Source organism: Flavobacterium sp. HJSW_4, from assembly GCF_042436695.1.
Lineage (GTDB): Bacteria > Bacteroidota > Bacteroidia > Flavobacteriales > Flavobacteriaceae > Flavobacterium.
Genome location: NZ_JBHNPP010000022.1, coordinates 67,609 through 80,294, shown reverse-complemented (window position 1 = coordinate 80,294; position 12,686 = coordinate 67,609). Strand labels below are relative to the sequence as shown.

Below are 12,686 nucleotides of genomic sequence, written 5' to 3'. Positions count from 1 at the left end.
TGCTTTTCCAATTAAAACAACCAATCCAGACACAAAAGATGTGGTTATTGAAGTAACAGACGTTTTCAAAAAAGACAACGCCATGTTTTCTATCGGAAGTCAGGACAAAACAGAGAAAAAATTAACTTCTCTTGCCGATGACAAATCTTTTGTTGAAAGTATCGATGCGTATCCAATTAACATTGAAACTAAAACAACAAAAACCTATACAAGTTCTACAGCAAGCAGCGGAAGTATCACATTACGTTTAAACACTTCTATTGTATTGCTTCCGAAAACACCAATGCGCAAACGTTTCTTTGATGAAAGAGTTGGTTATTTTGCTAATAAATATGTTTTGTTTGATGATGATGAACAGCGCGCTCAAAAGAAATTCATTGTACAGCGTTACCGTTTAGAACCAAAAGATAAGGATATTAAAAAATACTTGAGAGGTGAACTGGTTGAGCCAAAAAAACAAATTGTTTATTATATCGATCCAGCAACACCAAAAAAATGGAGACCTTATTTAATTGCGGGTATCAACGATTGGCAGAAAGCTTTTGAAGCGGCAGGTTTTAAAAATGCAATTGTGGGTAAAGAATGGCCAGAAGATGATAAAACTATGAGTTTGGAAGATGCAAGATATTCTGTAGTGCGATATTTAGCTTCTGAAACACCAAATGCTTACGGACCAAGAATTAGCGATCCGAGAAGTGGTGAAATTATGGAAAGCCACGTTGGTTGGTATCATAATGTGATGAAATTGGTTCAAAGATGGTACATGATTCAAGCTGGACCTTTAGATCCAAGAGCTAGAAAAATGCATTTGGATGATGAATTAATGGGACAGTTAATCCGTTTTGTTTCTTCTCACGAAATTGGACATACAATTGGTTTACGTCATAATATGGGAGCGAGCAGCGCTACTCCAGTTGAAAAATTGCGTGATAAAAAATGGGTAGAAGAAAACGGACACACGGTTTCTATTATGGATTATGCTCGTTTTAATTATGTAGCGCAACCAGAAGATAATATTAGTCCAAAAGGTCTTTATCCGCGTATCGGAAGTTATGATAAATGGGCTGTTCAGTGGGGTTACAAATATTATCCAGATACTAAAGACGAGTTTGAAGAAGAAAAATTATTAGCGAAATTAACGACTGATAGTTTAACGGCAAATCCGAAATTATGGTTTGGTGGAGAAGGTAAAGACGAAGATCCGCGTAGTCAATCTGAAGATCTTGGAGATGATTCTGTTCTTGCCAGCGATTACGGAATTAAAAATTTAAAACGTGTTGTGCCTCATCTTATCGAATGGACATATCAGCCAAACGATCCGTATGATAACTTAGCAGACATGCACAAAGCAGTAGTAAGACAATACAGTTTGTATTTGTATCACGTTCTAAAAAATATCGGAAATAATTACGTTACAAAAAGAACTGTCGATGAAAAAGGAGCAGTTTACAAACCAGTTCCTAAAGCAAAAGTAAAAGCAGCGATCGATTATTTAGGAAGACAATTATTTGTTTCGCCACTTTGGATGTATCCGCAAGAAATTGATGATTTGATTGCTTTAAAGAGAGAAGATCAAATTTCAGATCAGCAGAATCAAGTTTTAAATATGTTATTGAGTTCAGGAATGCTTTACAACATTAACCTAAAATCAATGCAATCTGAAGGAGCTTATACAGTTCCAGAATTTTTGAATGATGTTGAAAAAACGGTTTGGGTGAAATTTAGCGGAGACGAAAAGCAAGATTTTTACAGAAGAGGTTTTCAGCGTGGCTACATCGAAAAATTAGGCATGCTTTTGTTGCCGAAAGAATTAGAACCTGGAAAAGCAGCAAATGCAGCACAGCGAAGTGATGTAAAATTGTATGCAAAACAGCATCTTCTAAAATTAAAAACAGATATTGAAAAATTAAAAGCTTCAGCAACAGGAATCAATAAAGATCATTACGAAAGCATTTTAATAGACATCGATAAAATTATTACCAAATTAGATAAACCTACATCATGAAAAATTTATTAGTTATAGCATTTCTTTTCTTTAGTTTTTTAGCGCAAGCACAATTAACATCAAAAGAAGAAGTAACGCCTGAATTAGTTGCAAAACGCGAAGCAGAGAAAAAAGAAATCACAAAAAGTTATTTGGCTTTAAAAAACAGCTTTTTAACTTCAGATAGTTTAGCGGTTGTTAAAAACGCAGAAGCATTTAAAAGCTCTTTAAAAAACTTCAGGTTTAAAAAATTAAGCTTAGAAAATATGAATGCAGCTACCACTTCGAGAAGAGAAATTATCGAATTGGCAACAGCATTAACAGCAACAAAAAACATCAACAAACAGCGTAAGATTTTTGAAACACTTTCAGTAAAATACTGGGATCAGGCTTCAAAATTCAAACCTGCTGATGAGACATTATATTTACAAGTTTGCCCAATGACTGGCGCAGTTTGGACAAGTGACAGTAAGGAAATTAAAAATCCATACTATCCAAAAAATATGTTGACTTGCGGTGAAGTAAAAGCAAGTTTATAGTTTTTTTTAATTTGAATTAGTTTGATAAATGCGGTATTCTTTGTAGGGAGCCGTATTTGTCGTTTAAGGCAAATACCACTTATTAATAGAGGAAAATATAAAGTTTGATTAAATAAAAAAAGCCTGTAAACATTAAGTTTACAGGCTTTTTTTGTTTAATAAACAGAAAAGGCAAGATATATTTTTTCACCCATTAAGAAGATATTAAATTAAGATTCCTTTTCAATAGAAGCTTGTAGCATCAAATAATGAAGATCTATGTTTTGCACAAAAGGTTTTAATAATTCACTTCCTGGACCGAACATTGCCAATTCAACATAATCTCCGGAGTGATCCATACTGATCCATCCTACATTATTATGCTTTTTCTGAATTTCTGAGTAGGCCTTAAAGGGCAATTTTTTATAATTATAAAGCCCATCTTCTTGTTTTTCTAATCCCGAATAGAAATTCAATAAATGTTTAGCTTCATCGTCTGTCAGGCTGATATTATTGGTTTCTTTAATCCAGTCTTTAACTTGTTGCAAATTAAAATCGGCATGGATAGAATTTAGAATATATTCATTAGTGTATTTATAATCAGCAATACTGTTGAAATTTTTCACAGCGTCAGCACCGTATATAAGACCAGGATTTGCATTTCCGTGATCTGTTGTTATAATTACCAGTGTTTCTTTGTCTTTTTCAGCAAAATCAATTGCAGTTTTAACCGCTTCATCAAAAGCAAGCTGATCGTGAATCAAAGCCGCAATATCATTTGCATGGGCAGCCCAATCTACTTTTCCGCCTTCAATCATCAGTACAAAACCATTTTTATGGTCTTTCATCTGGTCAATAGCTGCGGCGCTCATTTCTGCAAGAGTCGGTGACTGCTGTAACTCTTCGATGTTGTTTCTATCAATAGTGTAAGGAAGTGCACCAGTGGTAAAAACCCCTAATGTTTTCTCGCCTTTTTTGATTTTTTCTAAATCTGATTTTTGTTTTAAGACCTGATATCCCTTATTTTCATAAATCTGATAAATATCTTTTTTATCAGCTCTTTTAGAAGGATTAAAAAACTCATCGCCACCTCCCATCATAACATCTAGTCCAAGATTGGCATACATTTCGGCTATTTCATTTTCAGCATTTCTGCTGTCGGAATTCACGCAAAAGCCTGCCGGCGTAGCATGAGTTATGGTAACTGTAGTAACACAGCCCGCTTTTTTGCCTTCATTCTTAAATTTCTGCCAGATTGGAAGATATTTCTCGCCATTCGGACCAATATTCAAAACGCCATTTTTAACACGATGCCCGCCTCCAAAAGATGAACTTGCCGCAGCAGAATCTGTCACAGCAGAACTTGCAGATGCGGTATCCATCAATGCTCTCGAAACTTTATTCTCATTATATAGATTCATCCAGTTTCCATTTTTTCCTAGAATATTTTGCGAGTAAAGATTTGCCATTTGAAGCGTTCCGGAGCTCATTCCGTCGCTTATCAGAAAAATTATGTTTTTTGCTTTTTTCCCTTTTTTAGTTATTGCCTCTAAATCATTTGAAAGAATAACGGATGGACTAAGAGTAAATAGTCCTGCTAAAACTGATGAGCCTTTTAAAAATCTGCGTCTGTTCATTGTGCTTTAATTAGTAGAAGTAAAATAAAAGTATTTCTATGTATAATGCGGTTTTCACTGCATTAAATAATTGTTTTGTTTCGATAAACAGAATTTATTGCTATAAAACTATATAAAGAATACCAGCTCTAAATGAGCTGGTTTCTCTTTAAAACAAGGTACAAATCGTAATTTTATTCCGCTTTTGACATATTTAAGGTCAAAGTAGTTAAAAATTCAAGTCCAGTCGTTGTCAGTGCTTTAACGGTGATTTCATATGCGCCAGCTGTTAAGGAAGTGCTTTTCTTCACGGTAATTGAACCTGTTTTTTCGTTTATAGAAAATATATTTTCGGTATCGGTAAAAAGCTGACCGTCTTTTTTAATTCCGTTAATGGCAAATGATGATTTATAAGCTTCAGGAGAAAAAGCTGGTGCTGCTGATACGTATCCGTTTGATAGGGCAATATGAAGATTGTTCAGCAGTATTGTTAGATCATATTCTGGATAATAAGTGCCATAAAAGAATTTAATTTTTGGAATAAATATCACTCTAAATGTAACAGATGCTACAGGAAATCCGTCCTTAAGAAGCACTGGAGTAACATCATAAGCTTTTTCGGCTTTTTTATCAGGATCTCCCGCATTAGCAGTAAATTTTAAAATATTCGAACTGAGAGAAACCTCTGTTCCAATAGCTGTTGGATTATCAATAGCCCAATTTGTATCAGCCTGAATATTTTGAACCGCTTCAAGTTCAAAGTTAGCCTGATCACCATAAATTACATAAGCAACAGGAATTGATGTTTTGCTGTCGATGCCTTTAACGGTCAGTTTTGCAGGAGTAATTTTTAAATCGATAGTTTCTTTACCCTGAAAGTTTTGGCTAGCAGAACTTACATTAAGAGTAACTTTATAACTCTCAGGTAGTTTTACGCCATTTGTTGAAAGCACATTATTGGGATAAAGTAAAGCGCTGTTTACGCTAATTTTTCCAGTTTCCTTATTTACAGTAACAGCTTTTGAAAGTTTATCATTCAAAAATTCAGTCGAATTCACTTTTAGATTTTCATTAAGACTGAAGTCTAAATTTATTTGAACATCAGATGCGCCTAAAATATTTGATGGAAGATCAATTTCTTGTTTTTCTCCATAGACAATAGAAGATGATGGCGTAAGTTCCATGTCAATTTGTTTTGGAGGTGTTTGCTCATTGTCACTACTACAAGATGTGATTGATAAAGCCAGAAGTGCTGTAATTAGGAGTCTGGCAAAGTTTTTCTCTTTTTTCATAATTAAAATTTTTGCCAAAAGTATATTTTAAAATTTACTATCGCAACAAAGTTGCAATATTTTATCGCAATATTGTTGCAATAATATTTTTTAACTATATATTTGCGCCCATTATTTATTTAAATTCAGCATTTATGCAATTTTACCTCCATTTTTCATATCTATTTTTCTTTGCTTTTAGCCTAAATGCATATTCGCAAAACAAACCGACCGACAGTATTAAAACGAACTTATTAAATGAAGTTGTAATCAGCAATAGCAGCAAATCGGAGGTATCAAATGCTCGGAAGATTTCTCGAAAAGAACTTTTAAAGAATCAGTCTTCAACTCTAGGAGATGCATTGAGCCATGTTCCAGGAATTCAAAATTCTTATTTCGGACCAAATTCGGGAGCAGTAGTCATTAGAAGTCTTAGTGGCAACCGTGTAAAGGTGCTCAATAACGGAATGGCAATGAATGATCTTTCAGGAATCAGTCCAAACCTTAATCTGATTACTGATTTTGATAATCTGCAAGAGATTGATATTCATATTAATGATGGAAATGTTCTTTTTGGAGGAAGAGCAATTGGCGGTGCAATCAATCTTAAAGACAATACAATTCCGAAAGAAAAAGCGCCTAAATCACTTTCTGGTTTTGTGCGGGCAGAAGGAAGCACTAATCTGGGATATAAACAATCCTTTGATTTAAATGGAAATATCGGAAAAAATTGGGTATGGCACGCAGGAGGCATGAACAGACGCAATGATGATATTAAAATACATGGAAATACCAAAGCGCCAATTGCATACGATCCTAAGATTGATGATTTAACTTCTGCAATGGCACAAGTGCATGTAGAAAAACAAACGACAAGAAACCTTACACTGTATCCTTACATCAGTCAGTTTGTTTTAGAAAAAATGAATAATCCGCAGTGGGATCTGACCGAAGCGGACTTGTACACTTTCGAAGAAAAATCTTTTGTAGATGGTGCTTATGTATCAAATCCTAAAAATAATTTATACATAGCAGGACAGCCCGCAGGAACACCATTATCTACAACTATTGTAAAAAGCATAACAGATTATGCGCCTGTAAAAAAAGGAACAATGCCTAATAGCCATGCCAACAGTTATGCTGTAAATTTTGGAACAGGGTATATTGGAGAAAAATATAGCGTTGGCGTAGGCTATAGAAGAACATACGGCTATTATGGAATTCCGGGTTTTGCTCTTCGGAAGTTGCCTGGTCATACGCATACACATGATGATGGTTTTACGCATGAAGTTGAAGGAGAAAGTATTTATCTGCCAATAAATACAAAATCTGAGAATAATAGCATTATGATGGAATCCGAATACAGGTCACAATCGGCAAGTATTTCGGCTGTGAGATTAAATTATATGATGCAGCTTTCCAAAGATAGCGAGCTTATTGGCGATTATCTTGCCAACAGATTTTCGGCTTCACGACATATTGTTAGGTTAGAAGTAGATCAGAAACCCTTAAATTTTTTAAAGGGAATATCAGGAGCAGATATTTCGCTTGCGAATATAGATGGAAGCGGGGAACAGCGATATCTTCCTGATAATAGAAGCAGGGAATATGGGATATTTACCTTACAGCAGTTTGCTATTAAGTTCTTAAAGTTAAATGCGGGTTACCGCCATGACCTCGTTCAGAGAAGAGCAATGCTTACAGAAGGATATAAACCAAGCAGAGGATTGGGTGGAGGAAAGCTTTCTGATCGGGATTTTCATCTTAACCAATTTACCTCTGGAGCGCAGGCAAACATTAATAAGTATGTTTATTTAAGAGGTTCCTATTCGCATTCTGAGCGTGCGCCGGATGTTAATGAACTTTACGCTGGCAATAATCATTTTGCCATTATTTTGGAAGAAAACGGAGATGACCGATTGAATAAGGAAACAGCTAAAACCATGGAGTTTGAAACGGGATTTATGTATGAAGGAGCAAAGCTTTCCATTACCCACTATCGTACGAGGTTAGATAATTATTTATATCTCGCTCACACAGGAATTGCTCGTTCAGGAGGATTTTTGGTAAAGGAATGGCGCCAATCTGATACTGAATTGAATGGGTGGGAAGCCGAAATGACGTACAATAAAAAAATAAACAAAAATTTAAATATTCAGTTGGGGTCTTACTTTGATCTGGTTAAAAATGTCAATGTTTCTAAAGACCATATGAGAGACTGGGCTGAGGGAGATTATATGCCCAATATGCCTACCAGCAGGTTTGGGTTTTCAGGAGGTTTTGTTTTTAGGAGGTTCGAATTCAATGCCTCATTCGACCGTTATTTAGAACAGCGCTATCTTGGCAAGAACATTAATCCAGAACCGCCAATGCCTGCCTATTCGCTTCTTTCTGCAAGAATGGCCTACAATATGATTTTTAAAGATTATAGAATAGAATATTTTGCCGCTGGAACCAATTTGCTTAATGTGGAAGCCAGACCGCAGAATTCTTTTTTAAAGTATTTGGCGCCGCTGCCTGGAATCAATATCTCTTTTGGATTAACAGTAAGTATCTAATCATAATCGTTTTAGATCTAAATTAGAATCTTTATGGGGTAATTTTTTTAGCATAAAAAAAGCCTGTAAACAAATAGTTTACAGGCTTTTTTGTGGAGTCGCCGGGAATCGAACCCGGGTCCAAACAAGCAACTAAAGAGCTTTCTACACGCTTATTTCCTGATTGAATTTTCGATGTTAAGCTAGGCCAGAAACAGCCACCGAACACTTATCTTCTTAATTTTCGAAATCCACCCGAAGCTCATGGAAATCTAGGTTTATTTTTACGGTTCCCCTGAACGGAACGCCACAAACCAAGGCTTTCCAGGAGAATCCAGCTTCTCTACCTTGTAGAGACGTGGCGTAATCTTACTATGATTCGGATTATGCAGCTAAAGCGTAATTATTTTCGCCGTGTAAAAGTTTGAGATCTTATATTTACGAGCAAGGTCTCAATGCTCGACGTGCTTACTGTTCAATTCGACTCGCTGTCAAAACCAGTCGACCCCAAAAAATAAGTCTGCAAATTTAGAGTATTTGAAATTACTTTCTACTAAAATTTTCAGAAAAATTTTGTTATTCTTCTTCTTTAAAATTAAAAGGGTAATCTCCAAAGATCGGAGCTAATTTACGAACCGCATAAGTGTTTCTCGTCATCTTATTAGAAAGTGCAATAATCGTTACACCTTCTTTCATCAAAGTGATGTAAGATGAGGTATTTCCATGCCACCAGCCATTATGAAAATAGTAATTTTGACCTGTTTCCCAGTTAATCATTCTAATTCCAAGACCATAATTTTTAGTTCCTTTACGCTCATTACTGTAACCTGTGTAAACTTGTTTCAATAATTCAGGTTTTAAGAAATCTGGTGATTGTCTTGCTCTATCAAATTTTAAAAGATCTCTCGCTGTAGAGAAAACATTTTTATCTCCGTAAACATTATCTAGATAATCAAAACCAATTTCTACGCCGTTACCTTTATATGAAGGAACAATTTTCTTTCTGTCTTTATCATCATCAAAAACATAAGTATGAGTCATTCCAAGCGGTTTGAAAATCATTTCAGACATCGCTTCTTTATAACTTAAACCTGTAATTTTTTCGATAATAAGCGCTAACATTGCATAATTGGTATTACAGTAACTGAAACGTGTCCCCGTTTTAGACTCTAAACCAATATCTTTTGTTGCTAAAATATCTAGAATATCTTTATTCGTCAATTGATTATGCCTGTCCCAAACCGATTTATCGTGATCTGTAAAATAAGCATAATTACGCATTCCTGTACGATGATCCAATAACATTCTTATGGTACATTCTTCGTAAGGGAAAGTTTTTAAAATCGTATTTACCTTTTGGTCCAATTCAATTTTTCCTGCATTTACTAGTTTTAAAACTGCTGTAGCGGTCAAAACTTTACTTACCGAAGCAATTTGTACAGGGGTTTCTGGGGTTATTTTGGTTCCTTCGTTTTTATTAGCGAAACCATTATATCTCTCAAATAAAATCTGTCCGTTTTTGGCCACCAAGAAGCTTCCGTTCATGTTATTATTGGGCCAATTTTTATTGTAAAAGTGATTTATTCTGCCGACAACCGAGTTTTTATAAGCCTGAGAAACTTGCGTTTCTGCACCTAAAGGCTTCATTTTTGGTAATGTATCTTCGACTGTCTGAGTTGTATCTATTGTTGTTTTTTTGTTTTGACCACAAGAACTTAAAACTAATACTGAGAAAAGTATTTGTGGTATATTTGTTTTTTTAAGGAAAATCATTTGCATCGTTCTTTAAAAACAAATATATCGAATTCAATTTTGTTGTTTTCTCAATTCTGAGGCTTTAATTTGTGTTTTTTAACATATTTTTAAGAATTAAAAATTTTAGTTGTTTGTTTTTCAGCTTCTAACAGTTTTTAAACATTTTAAATAGAATTTTAGAAACAAAAATTTAACTAAATTTGTTATATTTGAAACAAATACTGTGTAAAAAGTTATATTTTAAAATATTAAAAAATCAGTTTTAGATGAAATTTGGAATCATAAAAGAAAGAAAAAATCCGCCGGATAGAAGAGTTGTATTCTCGCCAAATGAATTGACAAAATTAAAACAGACTTATCATGACGCTTCTGTAAAAGTTGAAAGTTCTGATATTAGAATCTTTTCTGATGATGATTATAAAAATATGGGAATCACCGTTTCAGATGATGTTTCTGATTGTGATGTTTTATTTGGTGTGAAAGAAGTTCCTGTCGCAGATTTGATTCCAAACAAAGCGTATTTCTTTTTTTCTCATACCATTAAAAAACAGCCTCATAACAGAAAATTACTTCAGGCAATTTTAGAAAAAAATATCGATTTATACGATCACGAAACCATTGTAGATGAGCATGATCGCCGTTTAATTGGTTTTGGAAGATATGCTGGAATGGTCGGCGTTTATAATGGAATTCGTGCTTTCGGAATTAAATTCGAATTGTTCAAACTTCCTAAAGCAGAAACACTTTCAGGAAAAGAAGATTTGATCAAGCATTTAAAACGCATTACAATGCCAGCTTTAAAGTTTGTAGTTACAGGAACTGGAAAGGTTGGGAGCGGAGCAAAAGAAATTTTGGATGCCATCAAAGTAAAAGAAATCACGATAGATAATTATTTGACTAAAAAATATGCTCAAGCTGTTTATGTACAATTAGACGTTTTAGAGTATAACAAAAGAAAAGACGGTCAAGTTTTAGATTTTATAGATTTTGTAAATCATCCAGAGGAATATGAGTCTGATTTTGAGAGATTCACGAAAGTGTCTGATATTTATTTTGCAGGACATTTTTATGCAAGCAATGCTCCAATGATTTTAACGAAAGAAATGCTGAATGCAAGCGACTGTAAGTTGAAAGTTGTAGCCGATATTTCTTGTGATGTTAATGGGCCAATTGCTTGTACAGTTCGTTCTTCAACAATTGAAGAGCCTTTATATGGATATTTTCCTTTAGAAGATCGAGAAGTAGATTTTTTTCATCCAGCAGCAGTTGCGGTTATGGCCGTTGATAATTTGCCATGCGAAATTCCGAAAGACGCTAGTAAAGGTTTTGGAGAACAATTTATGGAACATGTAATTCCAGCTTTCTTCAACGGAGATAAAGACGGAATCTTAAAACGCGCGAAAATCACAGAAAACGGAAAATTGACGGAAAGATTTAGCTATCTGCAGGATTATGTAGACGGGAAATAAGTTATAAATTATGAATTATAAGTTATGAGTTTGTACTCATGATGAAAAAAGGCAGAAACTCGATGTTTCTGCCTTTTAGTTTATAAATATATGGATAAGGTATGATAACTTATAATTTATAATTCATAACTCATAATTTCAATTTAGACCATATCTTCAGGTTTTACCCAAGCATCAAAATCTTCTGGAGTTACGTAACCTAAACGAACAGCTTCTTCTTTTAAAGTCGTTCCGTTTTTGTGTGCGGTTTGAGCGATTTCAGCGGCTTTGTAATATCCTATTTTGGTATTTAAAGCTGTAACTAGCATTAATGAATTGTCTACCAATTCTTTGATTCTTTTATGATTTGGTTCTATTCCTTGTGCGCAATGTTCGTCAAAAGAAACACAAGCATCTCCTAATAATTGAGCCGATTGCAAAAAGTTGGCCGCCATTACAGGTTTGAAAACGTTTAGTTCATAATGTCCTTGCATTCCTCCAACAGCGATTGCCATATCGTTTCCGATAACTTGAGCGCAAACCATTGTCAAAGCTTCACATTGCGTTGGATTCACTTTTCCAGGCATGATAGAAGAACCAGGTTCGTTTTCAGGAATATGAATTTCGCCAATTCCAGAACGTGGGCCAGAAGCCAACATTCTCACATCATTAGCAATTTTATTTAAAGAAACAGCCAATTGTTTTAAAGCTCCGTGTGTTTCTACAATTGCATCGTGCGCTGCAAGGGCTTCAAATTTATTTTCTGCCGTTATAAAAGGATGATTTGTAAATTTCGCAATGTATTCAGCAACTTTTACATCGTAACCTTTTGGAGTGTTTAATCCAGTTCCAACTGCAGTTCCGCCTAAAGCAATTTCAGATAAATGGGCTAAAGTATTTTTTAAAGCTTTTAATCCGAAAGCTAATTGAGCCGCGTAACCTGAGATTTCTTGTCCAAGTGTAAGTGGAGTAGCATCCATTAAGTGTGTACGTCCGATTTTGACAACGGCTGCATATTCTACTGCTTTTTTTGCTAAAGTAGCGTGAAGTTTTTCAACTCCTGGAATTGTCGTTTCTACAACCATTTTGTAAGCGGCGATATGCATTCCGGTTGGGAAAGTATCGTTTGATGATTGCGATTTGTTCACGTCATCATTGGCTTTTATGAATTGTTCGCCTTCGCCAATTTCAAAACCTTTAAGAACTTGAGCACGGTTAGCGATTACTTCGTTAACATTCATATTGCTTTGCGTTCCTGAACCTGTTTGCCAGATTACCAAAGGAAACTGATCGTCTAGTTTGCCTTCTAGAATTTCGTCGCAAACTGCTGCGATAGCATCTCTTTTTTCGATTGGTAAAACGCCTAAATCGTAGTTTGCATAAGCAGCTGCTTTTTTTAAGTAGGCAAAACCTTCTATGATTTCTTTTGGCATTGAACCTGAAGGCCCGATTTTGAAATTATTTCTCGAACGTTCTGTTTGCGCACCCCAATATTTATCGGCTGGGACTTGAACTTCGCCCATGGTGTCTTTTTCAATTCTATATTTCATTATGTTG

General features: G+C 34.9%; 8 protein-coding genes and 1 other RNA gene. 4 read left to right on the top strand and 5 right to left on the bottom strand.

Annotated elements, in window-relative coordinates:
* Window positions 1–2,005: zinc-dependent metalloprotease (locus ACE01P_RS18455; protein WP_379700425.1), on the top strand; the 2,005-nt coding region annotated here is incomplete at its 5' end.
* On the top strand, window positions 2,002–2,523 hold the full coding sequence (locus ACE01P_RS18450; RefSeq protein WP_379700423.1) for a DUF3347 domain-containing protein: 522 nt from the start codon (window positions 2,002–2,004) through the stop codon (window positions 2,521–2,523). The genes ACE01P_RS18455 and ACE01P_RS18450, both read left to right, overlap by 4 nt.
* Window positions 2,524–2,732: 209 nt before the next feature.
* On the opposite strand, the gene ACE01P_RS18445 is transcribed toward ACE01P_RS18450, so the two are convergent.
* Entirely contained in the window at window positions 2,733–4,139 is a 1,407-nt protein-coding gene (locus ACE01P_RS18445) for an alkaline phosphatase (protein ID WP_379700421.1), read from the bottom strand.
* A gap of 173 nt (window positions 4,140–4,312) precedes the next feature.
* Window positions 4,313–5,410 (bottom strand): hypothetical protein, encoded by a 1,098-nt coding sequence (locus ACE01P_RS18440; RefSeq protein WP_379700420.1) that lies wholly within the window; start codon window positions 5,408–5,410, stop codon window positions 4,313–4,315.
* A gap of 134 nt (window positions 5,411–5,544) precedes the next feature.
* Between ACE01P_RS18440 and ACE01P_RS18435 the strand changes: the two genes are divergently transcribed.
* Window positions 5,545–7,947 carry a TonB-dependent receptor gene (locus ACE01P_RS18435; protein ID WP_379700418.1) on the top strand — a complete coding sequence of 801 codons (2,403 nt, stop codon included), beginning with the start codon at window positions 5,545–5,547 and terminating at the stop codon, window positions 7,945–7,947.
* A gap of 90 nt (window positions 7,948–8,037) precedes the next feature.
* Here ACE01P_RS18435 and ssrA read toward each other — a convergent pair.
* Together ssrA and ACE01P_RS18425 are read right to left on the bottom strand one after the other, a co-directional pair.
* Window positions 8,038–8,435: a transfer-messenger RNA gene (ssrA, locus tag ACE01P_RS18430) on the bottom strand.
* Window positions 8,436–8,502: 67 nt separating this feature from the next.
* Window positions 8,503–9,705, bottom strand: a complete 1,203-nt coding sequence (locus ACE01P_RS18425) for a serine hydrolase domain-containing protein (protein ID WP_379700417.1) — start codon at window positions 9,703–9,705, stop codon at window positions 8,503–8,505.
* A gap of 242 nt (window positions 9,706–9,947) precedes the next feature.
* Between ACE01P_RS18425 and ACE01P_RS18420 the strand changes: the two genes are divergently transcribed.
* A complete protein-coding gene (locus ACE01P_RS18420) occupies window positions 9,948–11,150 on the top strand; it encodes an NAD(P)-dependent oxidoreductase (RefSeq protein WP_379700415.1) in 1,203 nt (400 codons plus the stop codon).
* A gap of 143 nt (window positions 11,151–11,293) precedes the next feature.
* Here ACE01P_RS18420 and fumC read toward each other — a convergent pair whose 3' ends face one another.
* A complete protein-coding gene (fumC, locus tag ACE01P_RS18415) occupies window positions 11,294–12,679 on the bottom strand; it encodes a class II fumarate hydratase (RefSeq protein WP_379700414.1) in 1,386 nt (461 codons plus the stop codon).
* Window positions 12,680–12,686: the final 7 nt, after the last annotated feature.